Below are 14,543 nucleotides of genomic sequence, written 5' to 3'. Positions count from 1 at the left end.
ATCATGCAGCGCTTCTGGCCGGGCCAGACGCTGCCGCTGCTCGGCTGGTTCGCCCAACACCGCCCGGCGGCCTTCGACCGCGCCGCCGCCCTGTTCGGCAGCAAGGATTACATCCGGGGGCGCCTCACCGGCGACCTGTCGACGGAGATCACCGAAGCCGCCGTGTCGGGCCTCGTCGACCTCAACACCGGCCGTTATGCCGAAGCGCTGTTTGCCCGCCTGGGCCTCGCCCATCTCGGGGACAAGCTGCCGCCGATCCGCCCCTCGCTCGAGGCTGCGGCCGGCCTGAGCCGGAGCGCCGCCGCCGCGCTCAACCTCGCGCCCGGCATCCCGGTGGTGCGGGGCCTGACCGACGTGGTGGCCTGCGCGGTGGCGTCGGGCGTCGACGGGCCCGACATCATGTCGGTGATCGCCGGCACCTTCTCGATCAACCAGACGCTGCACCGGACGCCGCGGCGCAGCCAAGCGCCGACGCTGCAGATCCCTTATCCGGTGGGCGACCTGTTCCTCGCCACCGAATGCGCCGCTACCTCGGCCAGCAACCTCGAATGGTTGTGCCGGACGGTGCTCGACGGCGAGGCCGCGCGGGCACTCGCGGCCAACCGGTCCATCTACGACCTCGTGGGCGACTGGGTGGGCGAGGGCCTCGACCGGGACAACGGCATCCTGTTCCTGCCCTTCCTGTTCGGCGGCCCCGACGGGGCCCCGGCGGGGCTGCTCGGCCTGAAAGCCAGCCACAGCCTGTCGGACATCATGCTGGCGGTGTTCGAGGGGATCGCTTTTGCGCATAAGCTCGATGTCGACAAGCTGATGAGCGGCCCCGATGCCGGCGCCCCGGCGGTGGTGCGCCTCGCAGGGGGCGCCGCCCGCAGCCCGATCTGGCCGCAGATCTTCGCCGACGTGCTGGACCTGCCGGTGGAGGTGCCGGTCGGGGCCGAACTCGGAGCGCGCGGGGCCGCGATGGCCACCGCCACCGCGCTCGGCCATTACGGCTCGCTCGCCGAGGCCATCACGCGAACCGTCAAGATCGACCGCCGCTATACCCCCGACCCACGCCGCCGCGACCGCCTGCGGGCCAAATACGCCCGCTTCGCGGCCGTGGTGCAGGCGCTCGGCCGGATCCCCGAATTCGGCGACGCGGCCTGAGCGCCGCGCAACGAGGCTGATGGCTATGAAAGCAGGACTTCTCCGCGCCCCCAACACGCTCGAACTCACCGAGGTGCCGGACCCCCGGGCCGAGCCGGGCGACCTGATCCTCAAGGTGCGGGCCGCCACGGTCTGCGGCACCGACATCCGCATCTTCCGGGGTCGCAAGACGGCCGGCATCCGCTACCCGTCGGTGATCGGCCACGAATTCGCCGGCGAAGTCGCGGAAGCGCCGGCCGGCAGCGGCTTTTCGTCCGGCGACCGGGTGTGCGTCGATCCGGCGATCCCTTGCGGCCACTGCGCCTACTGCAAAACGGGCGCCGAGAACATCTGCGACAACCTGACGGCCATCGGCTACGAGGTCGACGGCGCCTTTGCCGAATACGTCCGCATCCCGGCCCGGGCGCTTGCCACCGGCAACGTCCATCACATCCCGGGTCACCTGAGCTTCGAGGAAGCCGCGCTGGCCGAGCCCTTCGCCTGCGTGGTGAACGGCCAGCAGCAGGTGAGCGTCGGGGTGGGGGACGCCGTGGTGATCCTCGGCGCCGGGCCGATCGGGCTGCTGCACGTCAAGCTGGCCCGCCTGTCGGGCGCCCGCCGGGTGATGGTCAGCGAGCCGAGCGCCGGCCGACGTGCCGCCGCGACGGCGGCCGGCGCCGACATCGTGATCGATCCCACGACCGAGGACTTGCGGCAGGTGGTGCGCGACGCCACCCGGGGCCTTGGCGCCGACGTCGCCATCGTGGCCATCGGGGTGCCGGCGCTCGCCAACCAGGCGCTCGGCCTGGTGCGCAAGCGCGGCCGCGTCAGCCTCTTCGCCGGCTTCTCGGTCGGCGACAGCGCGCCGCTCGACATCAACCTGATCCATTACAGCGAGCTGGTGCTGACCGGCTCCTTCGGGCTCGCCCGCAGCCATTTCGAACGCGCCCTCGACCTCATCGGCACCGGCCGGATCGACGTCAAACCCTTCGTGACGCATCGCTTCGGACTGCCGGCCATCGCCGAGGCGCTGGCCATGGCCGAGCAGGGCGCGGCCATCAAGGTGGCGATCCTCAATCCGTGACCCGCAATTGGTCATTGCGAGGAGCGTAGCGACGACGCAAACCAGGGGCGCGCCTCAGAACTGGATTGCTTCGCTGCGCTCGCAATGACGACGAACGCATCGAGGCCGGTGAGATGATACCCACGTGACCGCACCCGAAACCGCCGACCCTGCCCGCACCCCCGCGGCCCATTATCCCGTCGTCATCGTCGGAGGCGGCATCAACGGGGCCGGGCTGTTCCGCGACCTTTGCCTGCAGGGCGTCGACTGCTTGTTGTGCGAGGCGGACGACTTCTGCGCCGGGGCCAGCGCCGGGCCGAGCCGGCTCATCCACGGCGGCATCAAATACCTGGAAACGGGCGAGTTCCGGCTGGTGGCGCAATCGACGCTCGAGCGAAACCTGCTGCTCAAGAACGCCCCGCATTACGTGACGCCGATCGAGACCGTGCTGCCGATCCCCTCCTGGTTCGGTGGCATCCTGCCCTCGGCCATCCGCTTCTTCGGCGGCAAAGCCAAGCTGAAGGACCGCGGCGTCCTCATCACCAAGCTCGGGCTGGAAATGTTCGACTTCTTCGGCCGCCATCACCGCGGCATGCCGCGCCATAGCGTCACGCTGCGCGACGCCACCCGGAAAACCTTCCCGGACATCGCCACCTGGGTGGCCGGCACCGCCACCTATTACGATGCCCGCATCACCCATGCGGAGCGGCTCGGCCTGGAACTCTTGCTCGACGGCATGGCGGCGCAGCCGGGCAGCCGGGCGCTCAACCACATGGCCGTGTCGGGGCAGACCGACGGCGCGCTCGCCTTCACCGACCGCATCACCGGCGCCGTCCACCGCGTGACGGCCGATGTGGTGGTCAATGCCGCCGGGGCCTGGATCGACAAGGCCGGCGCGGCGCTCGGCCTTGCGACCCGCTACATCGGCGGCAACAAGGGCTCCCACCTCGTGGTCGACAACCCGCGGCTGCTCGCGGCGCTCGACGGCAAGATGATCTATTTCGGCGCCTCGGACGGGCGCGTCGCCCTGCTGTACCCCTTCATGGGCAAGGTGCTGATCGGCTCGACCGACATTCCGGTCAGCGACGCGGACGAGGTGTTCTGCAGCGACGAAGAGCGCGACTACATGCTCGGCACCGTGCGCGAAGTGTTCCCCGGCATCCCGCTCGATGCCGCCCAGGTCATCTACACCTATTGTGGCGTGCGGCCGCTGCCGCGCGCCGAGGGCCTCGACCCCGGCGCCGTCAGCCGCGATCACTCGATCCGCACCGACACCTTGCCCGGCAGCGCCGTGCCGGTGCATGCGCTGATCGGCGGCAAGTGGACCACCTTCCGAGGGTTCGCGGCGGAGGCCGCCGACCGCGTGCTGAAGGACCTCGGGCGAGCACGACGGCGCAGCACGGAGCTCGAGCCGATCGGCGGCGGCCGGGACTTCCCCAAGACCGAGGCCGAGCGCCGCGCCCTGCTGGTCCGGCTGACCGGCATCGGCGTGTCGGAGCCCCGGGCCAAGACGCTGCTCGGCCGATACGGCACGCGCGCCCTCGCGGTGGCCGAATGGTGCGTGCTGCGGCAGGACACGCCGCTGGCAACGCTGCCGGATTACGGCCGCGCCGAACTCGGCTTCATCCTGGCCCACGAGCAGGTGGGTCGGCTGGCCGACCTCCTGTTCCGACGCACCGACATCGCGCTGTCGGGACGGCTGACGCCGGCCGTGACCGAGGAAGCCGCCGGCATCGCCCGCGAGGCGCTGGGATGGAGCGAGGAACGCTGCCGCGACGAGGAGGCCCGGGTTGCGCGGACGGCCGCGACGCGGCATGGGCTGGCGGCACGATTCGATACCGCAGTCCCGCACGGGGCCGCAGAGCCAGCGAGACAGCATGCATCACCCTGACGACAGCCGGGCGGCCCGATGACCGAGCTTGTCATCTTCGATTGCGACGGCGTGCTGGTCGACAGCGAGGTGCTGTCGCTGACCGCCATGGCGGCCGTGCTGGTGGAGGCCGGGGTGCCGGCCACCGCCGCCATGATCGGGCGCTGTTTCGGCATGAAGCAGAAGGACATCCTGGCCGTCGTGGCGCGCGAGACCGGGGTGGCGATCCCGGTCGAGGCCAACGAACGCATCTGGCCTGCGACCCGCATCCTGTTCGACCAGCACCTGCAGGCCATGCCGGGGGTGCAACGCTTCCTCGAACGGCTGGGCGACCGGCCGCGCTGCGTGGCCTCCTCGTCGAGCCTCGAGCGCATTCGTTTCAGCCTGAACAAGACGGGTCTGGCGCGCTTCTTTGGTGAGAACATCTTCTCGTCCCAGCAGGTCGCGCGCGGCAAGCCGGCCCCCGACCTGTTCTTGTTCGCAGCCGAACGCATGGGGGTCGCGCCCGAGCGGGCCGTGGTGATCGAAGATTCGACCTTCGGGGTGGAGGGCGCCCGCGCGGCCGGCATGCGGGCCATCGGGTTCCTGGGCGGCAGCCATATCGGGCCGGCCCATGACGCGGCGCTGGCGCGAAGCGGCGCCGAGGCCGCCGAGGCGGACTATGCCGGGGTCGAGCGGCGGATCTTCAGGGATGCTCTGACGTAGGCGCATATACCTTCATTCCGGGGCGGCGCAGCCGAACCCGGAACCGGGAGCTACGGCCTTCGTCGGTCGAAGCGCCCCGGTTCCGGCTCTCCGCTGGCGCTCCGGCCGGAATGAGGATGGTCACTCATCGGCCGCTACGGCCACCCATCATGCCGCCTCGTCGGCCTCGATGACGGTCTTCTTGGCCCGCGGAACCGAGGCCGGGCTCATCGACAGCTCGGTGACGCCCATGCGCAGGAAGATCGGGATGAGGTCGGGCCGCGCCGCCGCCTCGCCGCACACGCCGACCCAGATGTTCTGCCGCCGCGCGGCGTCGCAGATCAGCTCGACGGCCTTCAGCACGGCCGGGTGATCGGCGCGGTTGAGGTCGGCGACGCGCGGATTCAGGCGGTCGGCCGCCATGACGTATTGGGTCAGGTCGTTGGTGCCGATCGAGAAGAAGGCGGCGTGTTTGGCGAGGTCGTCGGCCAGGAGCGCGGCGGCGGGTGTTTCCATCATGATGCCGAGTTCGGGCTCGCCGGCCGCGACGCCGGCGGCGTCGAGCTCGGCCCGGCATTCGGCCAACAGCGCCTTCACGCGCAGCACCTCGTCGGCATTGGTGACCATCGGCACCATGATCTTGACGTTACCCTCCGTGGCGGCGCGCAACAGCGCCTTCAGCTGCGGCTTGAATACGTCCGGCCGGTCGAGGCACATGCGGACGCCGCGCCAGCCCAGGAACGGGTTATCCTCGTGCGGGAACTCGATCCCGGCGACCGGCTTGTCGCCACCGATGTCGAGGGTGCGGACGATCACCGGGTGCGGCGCGAAGGCGCGCGCCAGTTCGGCATAGATGCCGGCCTGCTCGTCCTCGGACGGCAGCGTCTTGCGCTCCATGAACAACAGCTCGGTGCGGAACAGCCCCACCCCCATGGCGCCGGCCTTCAGGGCCGGCTCGATCTCCTTCAGCGAACCGAGGTTGGCCGCCACCGTGATGGCCCGGCCTCCGCGCGTCACCGGCGCCCTGTGCCGAAAGGCGTCGAGGGCGTCGCGCTCCTGCGACTCGGCTGCCACACGGGCCCGGATGCCGTCGGCCTTCGCCATGTCGGGGTCGAGCCACACCGCGCCGGTCTTGCCGTCGAGCGCCACCGTGGTGGCGGCCTTCAAGGCCGCGAGATCGGCCCGGGCCCCGAGCACCGCCGGGATGCCGTGCGTGCGTGCCATGATGGCGACATGCGAGGTCGCGGCGCCCTTTGTGCAGACAATGCCGGCCAGCGCAGCGATCGGCGCCTTGGCGAAATCCCAGGCCGAAATCTCCTCGGCCACCAGGATGGCGCCCTCCGGCACCCGCGCCAGGCTGACATCGGCGGTGCCGCTGAGCGCCAGCCCGAGCGCCCGGGTGACGCCGCGCACGTCCTCGGCGCGGGCCCGGATGTAATCGTTGTCGACCTTCTCGAAGGTTTCGGCCAGGATCCGACCGGCCTCGAGCGTCGCCGTCAGAGCATCGCGGCCAGTGCGGATCGCCGTCTCGACGGCGCCGGTCAGTTCGGCATCGCGCGCCACCTCGATCAGGGCTTCCAGAATCTGCGTGTCCTGCGGCGACACGCCTGGCTTCAACTTGGCTTCGAGGAGCCCGGCCGTGGTGGTGTCGAGTGCCCGGCGCAGGGCCTCGATCTCGGCCTCGACCGCCTCGGGGGCCACGCGGCGGTTCGGCGCCAGCAAAACAGTGGGGAAGAACCCGAAGGCCGGGCCGATGGCGGTGCCCTCGCTGGCCCCGACCCCGCCCACCCCCTCGGCCGCGAAGCGCGGCGGCGTGAAGCTGGCCGAGCGGGCGTCCGCCGTGGCGAGCGGCACGGTTCCGGCCGGATCGAGCCCCGCCTCCGGGGTCTCGATGAAATCCGCCAAGGCATCGAGCGCCGCCGCCGCGTCGTCGCCATCGGCCTGCAGCACGATGGCTTCGCCTTCCTTGAGGCCGAGCAGCATCAGCTTGACGGCGCTCTTGGCATTGGCCCCGACGGTGCCGCGGCGAAGCTCGACGGCAGAGCGGAACGTCTTGGCGAGCTTGACGAATTGCGTGGCCGGGCGGGCGTGCAACCCTTCCTTGACCCGCACGGTGACAGAGCGTTCGAGCATGGCGACGTCCCGATGAGGGGGCTCCGTCCTTGCGAGCGGAGCGAAGCAATCCAGAAACGCGGCGCCGCCTTTCATTGCGCGGCGGCCCCACCGCCGCGCAATGAAAGGTCGGTTTTGAGCGTTTCAGCCCGTGATGGTGATCGCGGCGCCGGGCCTGAGCGCACCGGCCAGCAGCCCGGCATCGACCGCCGAAGCGTTCAACTCCCCGGGACGGTTGCTGACGGGCGAACCGTCGAAATTGACCACCACGTGGCCCATGTCGGCGATCTTGGCCCAGGCGAGGTCGCCGATGGCGGTGAGTTTCGCTTCCACCGGACCGACCCGGATGAGGGCACCGACGGGCGGCGGCTCCGAGGTCGGGCCGGAGGTTACGGCATGCAGCACCGACACTTCCGCCAGTTCCGGCGGCGCCCCGGCGGCGAACAAGATCAGCACGCCGCCGTCGATGAGGTCGGCCACATCGGTGCCGACCTCCGTGATCCGGGTGTCGTAATAGGTCTGCATCACATCACCAGCAGGGAGAAGATCCAGGCGATCACGACCGACAAGGGTCCCATGATCTGCCGGCTGAGCAGCACCGCCGGGACGCCGATCTCGATGGTCTTGGGTTTGGCCTCGCCGAGTGCGAGGCCCACGGGAATGAAGTCGCAGCCCACCTGGGTGTTGTAGGCGAACAAGGCCGGCAGGGCCATGCGGGGCGAGATGGTGCCGTTCTGGATCTGCGGGCCGATGATGGCGACGCCGATCACCTGGGCGATCACGGCGCCCGGCCCGAGGATGGGCGACAAGAACGGCAGGCCGCAGATGGCCGAAATGACCAGCAGGCCGATGATGTTGTTGGCGAGCGGCCCCATCGGCCGGGCGATGATGTCGCCGACGCCGGTGTAGAGGATGATGCCGATCAGCATGGTCACGAAGGCCATGAAGGGCAGCACGTTGCGCACCACCTGGTCGATGGTGCGGCGGCCGGCGTTGAAGAAGATGCCGACGACGCGGCCCATGACGCGGCCGATCGAGGCGATCAGGTTGACGAAGCCGCCGCCGCCCGTTTCCGGCACCGGCTCGGCCTTGCCGGCCGCCTTGGCGACGGAGGGCGACAGGCTGGCGGTGCCCGGCTTGCCGGCCGAGACGGGAGCCGCCGAGCCGTCCGCGAAGGCCACATTGGCGTCCTTGACGCCCGACACGTAGATGTCTTCGGTGATGAACTGAGCCAGCGGGCCCGACTGGCCGACGGGGGTCAGGTTGACGGTCGGGATGCGCTTCCTCGGGTAGACGCCGCAGCGCGCCGTGCCGCCGCAATCCACCACCACGCAAGCCATCTCGCTTTCGGGCGGCGGCTGGCGGAAACCGTCCACCGCGATGCCGCCCGTCATTTCGGCGATGCGCTTCGCGAGCGGCGGGATGCCGCCACCCGTGACGGCGACGATCTTGTCGCGCTGGGCGGTGGGTTCGATGGTGAGCGGCCCGCCCCAGCCACCGGGGCCGGGGCTGATCGTGATGGCCTTGTACTTGGTCTCGACGAGCGACATGGCGTTTCCCCGATCCCTAGAGTTCGACGCCCTGGCGGCGGCACATGAAGGCGGTGATGCGCTCCGTGACGATGCCCTTCAGCAGGATCACGATGAGGCCGACGATGAAGTACCAGATGGCCAGTTTGACGTGATAGCCGTCCGCGATGACGCCGCGCTTCTCGAGGTCGAGCAGCGCCACCAACACGCCGCCCCAGACGAAATACTCGCCGGCGTTGGCATGCGGGAACAGCCCAAGGATCGGGTGCACGAAGGACACGGCCGAGTCGTAGAAGGCCGGCTTGTGCTTTTCCTCGAGGAAGGTCCCGAACGTGTAGGCCATCGGATTCGTCAGAAAGAACACCGACAACACGGGCAGCACCGTGTAGCGGGTGAGGGCGATCTTGCCCATCGACTGGGCGAAGCCATGCACGCGCTCTTCGCCTATCAGGCCCGTGAGGGCGTAAAAGGCCGTCATCAACACCACCAAGGTCGGGATGATGCCGGTGACAAAGCCGACGAACACTTCGCCGCCCTTCTGGAACATGCCGATGAAGTGAGTGCCGATTGTGCCGAGCCAGCCGAGCTGGTCGGCGTTCGGCTTCAGGTTCTTGACCTCGTTCTGGTACTTGGTCAGGGCGTCCGCGGCCGATACCGGCGCGTCGCCGCCCGCGGCCTGGACCAGCACGAGGCCCGGATGCCCGGCCGCCGCGGCGCCCGGCCCCGCATGGGCGAAAGCCTGTCCGACACCCTCGTGCAGAAACGCCAAAGCGGGCCCCTGCGTTATCCAATCCGCCGCATGCGCGACGGCCATCGCCACCACCATCAGCCAACCCTCCTTGTTGTCGTGTCGGAGCCGCTCAGGCGGCGCGGCCGGCCGCCTTCTCGATCTGCTCGGTCGCCTTGGTGAGGGCGCCGATCGAGACCTTGTCGCGGAAGTCGGGTTCGGCCGGGAGCGTGCCGAGCGGCTTGCCCTCGAGGTTCGGCAGCCGGGCGAACCGGGCGAAAACCGTGCGGCCCCGCATCACCAAGGCCCGGCGCACGACGCGATCCGGGCTGACCACGAGCAACAGGATGAGGCCGGCCCCGAAGGTCGCCTTGCCATTGCCGGCCCCGACAAATCCGTCAGGCCAATGGCGCGACACCTCGCCCATCGTGGCACTGAAGTGCCGCATCTGGGCGTAAGTGCCGAGCGCCTGCAGCGCCCAGGCGCCGACGAGCGCCAGCAACGCGATCTGCCAAAGCGGCATCGGCGGTTTTCTCCCTGGTGTTCCGGTCTTGAAAGCCGGCTTGGCGCGAAGCCATTGCAGCATGGAATACATTTGCGATTTGTTCTGTCAACATGTCGGCCGGCGAAATCGCGCCAGCGAGGCAGCCGATCGTCCCGCCATGCGTTTGTGCGGGTGAGACCGCCGCCACGGGGATGCGAAACCACATGGATCTCGAGATCAAGCGCCAGATCATGGAGGTGCCCGACCTCCGGCACCGGGTGCGGCAGCTGCGCTGGTTCAAGACGTCGTTCCGCCAGCACGCCCGCCTGATCGCCCAGCACCACGGCCTGACGGTGACGATCGACGACACGCGGCTGACGGAAGCGTTCCTGAACTGGGCCGAGCGCTTCGCGCAGGATCGGGGCTACGCGCGCCTCGACGGGCGCGACTTCGCCACCTTCATGGCGGGGCTGCTGCTGCGGGAACTGCTGGCCACCCATCCGCTGTCTGCACAGGCGATCCCGGGCGACGCCTCGCCGGCTCTGCGCAACGACGTCGACTGGACCCTGGTGCATGAATGGCCGGAAGGCTTCATCGTGACCAATTATTGCCTCTGCGTCCTGGCCGCCGTGCTGGAACAGGACGGCACCCCCCTGACGCTGCCGGCCCTGGCGAGCGACCTGCGCACCTGGTGGTCGTATCGCGAGAACGTCGGCCGCGACCCCTCGCGCGCCATCGGGTTCCTGGACCTGTTCACCGGGGCGGAGCCCAATTGGTACATGCCCGACTCGGTCGCCAGCCGGGCCGCGGTAAAGCGCGCATTGGCGGCCAAACTGGTGCCGCTGGCCGAGGCTCAGCCCCAACTTCCCTGATCTTTGTATTGACCGTCGCACATTTGTTCGGTAGCTCATTCGCGGGGAAACGCGACCGGACAACAACAATGAACACATTCGTCGGGCTGGCTGCAGAACTTCAGGCCCGCGCGGCCGCGGAAGGGCCGATCACCATCGCGCTCGCCGGGGCCGGGCAGATGGGCACCGACATCGTGGTGCAGATCGGGTTGATGCCGGGCGTGCGCCTCGGTGCCGTGTCGGAGATCCGCCCGCAGCAGGCCATCGACGCCATCCTGATGTCGGGTCGCGAACGCGGCGACGTGGTCCAGGCGCATTCGGCCAACGACATCGACCGTGCCATCGAACAGAACCGGATCGCCGTGACGGAAGACTACCGGGCTCTTTGCTCGGCCGGCCACATCGACGTGGTGATCGACGCCACCGGCAATCCCAACGTCGGCACGCTGGTGGCACTCGAGGCCATGAAACACGGCAAGCATGTCGTGATGCTGAACGTCGAGGCCGACATCACCATCGGCCGTTTCCTCAAGGAGGAAGCCGACAAGGCCGGGGTGATCTTCACCGGCGCCGCCGGCGACGAGCCCGCCTGCGCGTTGGAGCTCATCAGCTTCGCGCAAAGCTGCGGCTTCGACATCGTGGCGGCCGGCAAGGGCAAGAACAACCCGCTGAAATTCGACGCCATGCCGGAAGACTACGAGGCCGAGGCCCTGGCCCGCAACATGAGCGCCCGCATGCTGGTCGAGTTCGTCGACGGCTCGAAGACCATGATCGAAATGGTGGCCATCGCCAATGCCACCGGGCTCAAGCCCGACGTGCCCGGCATGCACGGCCCGGCGGCCGGGCGCGACGAACTCGCCCAGGTGCTTTGCACCAAGGAAGACGGCGGCATCCTCAACAAGGCCGGCGTGGTCGATTATTCCATCGGCAAGGGCGTGGCGCCCGGCGTGTTCTGCATCGTCAAGCCCCGGCACGGCCGCGTCAGCGAGCGCATGACCGACCTGAAGATGGGCCCCGGCCCCTGTTATTCGCTGCTGCGCCCTTATCACCTGACGAGCCTCGAAGTGCCGCTTTCGGCCGCCCGGGCTGTGCTGCGCCGGCAGGCCGACATGGTGCCGCTCGCCCATCCGGTGGCCGAATGTGTCACGGTAGCGAAGCGCGACCTCGCCCCCGGACAGACCCTTGAGGCGATCGGCCTGCACGATTACCGCGGTTTCGCCATGACCTGGGAGGATGCCCGCGCGGAAGGCGCCATCCCGCTCGGCCTCGCCGAAAAGGCCAGGGTGACGCAGCCGATCCGGGCGGGCGAAAAGCTCACCTATGCCAATTGCACGCCGGACGACTCGCTCATCGTCACCCAGATCCGCAAGCGGCTCGACCAGTCGGACGCCCGTTTCATGGGCGCGGAACGGCAAGCCCGGTCGGCCTGAGGCCACCCCATCTCAAGCCTGCAGGCGCGGCCCTACGGGCCGCGTCGGGACCCGGAGGAAACGCCCCCCATGTCGATGCCCGCCACGCAAGACGCCAGCGTGCCCCCGCAGGCGGAGCCCCGCGCCAACCTGCCGGCCGTCTACCGGCGCCTCGGCGCCCCCGCGCTGCGCGAGGCGCTGAAGAAGATGCACCTGATCCGGCTCTTCGAGGAAGGCGCCGAGCAGCAATATATGCGCGGCCTCATCCACGGCACGATGCACCTGTCGATCGGACAGGAAGCGAGCGCCGTCGGCATCTGCATGCCGTTGACGGATGCCGACTACATCACCTCGACGCATCGCGGCCATGGCCATTGCATCGCCAAGGGCGCCGACGTTGGGCGCATGTTCGCCGAATTCTTCGGCAAGGAGACCGGATATTGCCATGGCCGCGGCGGCTCCATGCACATCGCCGACGTGGCCAAGGGCAACCTCGGTGCCAACGGCATCGTGGGCGGCGGCATCCCGATCGCCGTGGGGGCGGCGCTGACGGCCAAGCGGCAGAAGACCGACCGGGTGGTGATCTCGTTCTTCGGCGATGGCGCCAACAACGAAGGCGCCTTCCACGAGGCGCTCAACATCGCTTCCGTGTGGAAGTTGCCGGTAGTCTTCGTGTGCGAAAACAACCGCTACGGCATGTCGACCTCGACCGAGCGGTCGACCGCGGTCAAGAACGTCGCCGACCGGGCCGCCGCCTATGCGATGCCGGGCGTCATCGTCGACGGCAATAATTTCGCCGAGGTGGCCGAAGCCTCGTTCCAGGCCGTCGAGCGCGCCCGCCGCGGCGAAGGCCCGACGCTGATCGAATCGAAGACCTACCGCATTCGCGGCCATTCGCGCTCCGACCGGAACCGCTACCGCACCAAGGAGGAGATCGAGGAATGGCGCGGCCGTGACCCGATCGTCGCCTTCGAGGCGGACCTGCTGGCCCTCGGGCTGCTGACGCGCGCCGATGCGGATGCCGTGCGGACCGAGGCCGAAAAAGACATCGAGGCCGCGGTCGCCTTCGCCAGCGACAGCCCGGCGCCGACGACGGCCGACCTAACGAAGTTCGTTTACGCGAACTGAGCGGGTTCGACAGGTCCATGCACGACTGCGTCATTCCGGACGGAGCGCAGCGAAGATCCGGAACCGGGAGCCCGGGCCACGGAAGTCGGAGCTCCCGGTTCCGGGTTCGGCTGCGCCGCCCCGGAATGACGGACGCATGACGCACACCAACGCGGCTTCCCCGACGGAGGGTCGAAGCCACCACCCCTGGAGAGAACGCCCCATGGACGCCGCCGTCCGCGAACTGACCTATGCGCAGGCCATCCAGGAAGCCATGGCGATCGCCATGGAGGCCGACGAGAACGTGGTGCTGATGGGCGAGGACATCGGCGTCTACGGCGGCGCCTTCCAGGTGACGGGCGACCTCGTGCACCGCTTCGGCGAGGACCGGGTGATGGACACGCCCATCTCCGAGCTCGGCGGCGCCGGCGTCGCGGTGGGGGCCGCCATGACGGGGCTGAAGCCGATCTTCGAGTTCCAGTTTTCGGATTTCGCCACGCTGGCGATGGAGCAGATCGTCAACCAGGCGGCGAAGATCCGCTACATGCTGGGTGGCGAGGTCAGCGTGCCGCTGGTGATGCGCTTTCCGTCCGGTTCCGGCACGGGGGCCGCGGCCCAGCACAGCCAGAGCCTCGAAGCGTGGCTGGCCCATGTGCCGGGCCTGAAGGTGATCCAGCCCTCGACCCCGCACGACGTGAAGGGGATGCTGCTCGCCGCGGTGGCGGACCCCGACCCGGTGATGATCTTCGAGCACAAGCTGCTTTATAAGACCAAGGGGCCGGTGCCGGAAGGCCATTACACGGTGCCGATCGGGGTCGCCGAGGTGCGCCGGCAGGGAAGCCACGTCACCATCGTGGCGACGGCCATCATGGTGCATCGCGCGCTGGAAGCCGCCGCCAAGCTGGCCGAGGAGGGCATCGAGGCCGAGGTGATCGACCTGCGGTCGCTCCGGCCGATGGACACGTCGACCCTCGTCGAAAGCGTCAAGAAGACCGGGCGGCTCGCCTGCGTCTATGAAGGCGTGAAGACGCTGGGCATCGGGGCCGAGATCGCGGCCGCCATCGCGGAAAGCGAGGCCTTCGACTATCTCGATGCGCCGATCCTGCGGCTCGGCGGCGCCGAATGCCCGATCCCCTACAACCCCGAACTCGAAAAATCCGCGGTGCCGCAGGTCGACACCATCCTCAGCGGCGTGCGTGGCCTCTGCCAGGGGAGGCTGTGATGCCGAGCGAGGTCATCCTGCCCCGCGTCGACATGGACATGGCGACCGGCAAGATCTCCAAATGGCTGGTGGAGCCCGGCGCCACCGTGGCCAAGGGCCAGCCGCTGTTCGAGATCGAGACCGACAAGGCCACGATGGAGATCGAGGCGGAAGCCAGCGGCACCATCCGCGACCTCGCGGCTCCGGGCTCCACAAACATCCCGGTGGGCAGCACCGTGGCCTGGATCTTCGCTGACAACGAGGCCGCGGCGGCACCGGCCTCCCACGCCGAGCCGGCGCCTGTCGCCGCGCTGCGCGCAACAGCCGACGCGGTTCTGCCCGACCCCGTCGTGGCGGCGCCTGCCGCGAGCGCCCCGGCGC

Annotated in this window: 14 protein-coding genes; 9 read left to right on the top strand and 5 right to left on the bottom strand. The window is 69.2% G+C overall.

Features of this window, described 5'->3' with window-relative positions:
- From P7D22_RS13095 to P7D22_RS13080, 4 genes are all read left to right on the top strand, one after another.
- The coding region (locus P7D22_RS13095) for an FGGY family carbohydrate kinase (RefSeq protein WP_319934689.1) at positions 1-1,146 on the top strand (1,146 nt) is incomplete at its 5' end.
- 25 nt (positions 1,147-1,171) lie between these two features.
- On the top strand, positions 1,172-2,209 hold the full coding sequence (locus P7D22_RS13090; protein ID WP_319934688.1) for a zinc-dependent dehydrogenase: 1,038 nt from the start codon (positions 1,172-1,174) through the stop codon (positions 2,207-2,209).
- A 124-nt stretch (positions 2,210-2,333) separates the two neighbouring features.
- Positions 2,334-4,079 carry a glycerol-3-phosphate dehydrogenase/oxidase gene (locus tag P7D22_RS13085; protein WP_319934687.1) on the top strand — a complete coding sequence of 582 codons (1,746 nt, stop codon included), beginning with the start codon at positions 2,334-2,336 and terminating at the stop codon, positions 4,077-4,079.
- Between the two features lie 18 nt (positions 4,080-4,097).
- Positions 4,098-4,763, top strand: coding sequence for an HAD family hydrolase (locus P7D22_RS13080; RefSeq protein ID WP_319934686.1), 666 nt, complete (start codon positions 4,098-4,100; stop codon positions 4,761-4,763).
- 147 nt (positions 4,764-4,910) lie between these two features.
- On the opposite strand, the gene ptsP is transcribed toward P7D22_RS13080, so the two are convergent.
- The 5 genes from ptsP to P7D22_RS13055 form a co-directional block, all read right to left on the bottom strand.
- Positions 4,911-6,875 (bottom strand): phosphoenolpyruvate--protein phosphotransferase, encoded by a 1,965-nt coding sequence (ptsP, locus tag P7D22_RS13075; RefSeq protein WP_319934685.1) that lies wholly within the window; start codon positions 6,873-6,875, stop codon positions 4,911-4,913.
- Between the two features lie 123 nt (positions 6,876-6,998).
- Positions 6,999-7,379 carry a PTS glucitol/sorbitol transporter subunit IIA gene (locus P7D22_RS13070; protein WP_319934684.1) on the bottom strand — a complete coding sequence of 127 codons (381 nt, stop codon included), beginning with the start codon at positions 7,377-7,379 and terminating at the stop codon, positions 6,999-7,001.
- Positions 7,379-8,404, bottom strand: a complete 1,026-nt coding sequence (gene srlE / locus P7D22_RS13065) for a PTS glucitol/sorbitol transporter subunit IIB (RefSeq protein ID WP_319934683.1) — start codon at positions 8,402-8,404, stop codon at positions 7,379-7,381. Before srlE ends, P7D22_RS13070 begins: the two co-directional genes overlap by 1 nt.
- A gap of 16 nt (positions 8,405-8,420) precedes the next feature.
- Entirely contained in the window at positions 8,421-9,209 is a 789-nt protein-coding gene (gene srlA / locus P7D22_RS13060) for a PTS glucitol/sorbitol transporter subunit IIC (protein ID WP_319934682.1), read from the bottom strand.
- Positions 9,210-9,243: 34 nt separating this feature from the next.
- On the bottom strand, positions 9,244-9,633 hold the full coding sequence (locus tag P7D22_RS13055) for a transcriptional regulator GutM (RefSeq protein WP_319934681.1): 390 nt from the start codon (positions 9,631-9,633) through the stop codon (positions 9,244-9,246).
- Between the two features lie 185 nt (positions 9,634-9,818).
- Here P7D22_RS13055 and P7D22_RS13050 point away from each other — a divergent pair, with 185 nt between their 5' ends.
- The 5 genes from P7D22_RS13050 to P7D22_RS13030 all read left to right on the top strand — a co-directional run.
- Positions 9,819-10,466: a hypothetical protein gene (locus tag P7D22_RS13050; RefSeq protein WP_319934680.1), complete on the top strand. Its 648-nt coding sequence runs from the start codon at positions 9,819-9,821 to the stop codon at positions 10,464-10,466.
- Between the two features lie 68 nt (positions 10,467-10,534).
- On the top strand, positions 10,535-11,875 hold the full coding sequence (locus tag P7D22_RS13045; RefSeq protein ID WP_319934679.1) for an NAD(P)H-dependent oxidoreductase: 1,341 nt from the start codon (positions 10,535-10,537) through the stop codon (positions 11,873-11,875).
- A 69-nt stretch (positions 11,876-11,944) separates the two neighbouring features.
- Complete coding sequence (locus tag P7D22_RS13040; protein WP_442916082.1) at positions 11,945-12,982, top strand: thiamine pyrophosphate-dependent dehydrogenase E1 component subunit alpha; 1,038 nt, start codon at positions 11,945-11,947, stop codon at positions 12,980-12,982.
- A 202-nt stretch (positions 12,983-13,184) separates the two neighbouring features.
- The gene (locus P7D22_RS13035) at positions 13,185-14,183 is read left to right on the top strand and encodes an alpha-ketoacid dehydrogenase subunit beta (protein ID WP_319934678.1); all 999 of its coding nucleotides are present in this window, start codon (positions 13,185-13,187) and stop codon (positions 14,181-14,183) included.
- On the top strand, positions 14,183-14,543 hold a 361-nt coding region (locus P7D22_RS13030), incomplete at its 3' end, for a lipoyl domain-containing protein (protein WP_319934677.1). The genes P7D22_RS13035 and P7D22_RS13030, both read left to right, overlap by 1 nt.

The organism is Lichenihabitans sp. Uapishka_5, assembly GCF_033947565.1.
GTDB lineage: Bacteria > Pseudomonadota > Alphaproteobacteria > Rhizobiales > Beijerinckiaceae > Lichenihabitans.
Note: the sequence above shows the minus strand (reverse complement) of the source record. Positions and strands in the feature narration are given on the sequence as shown.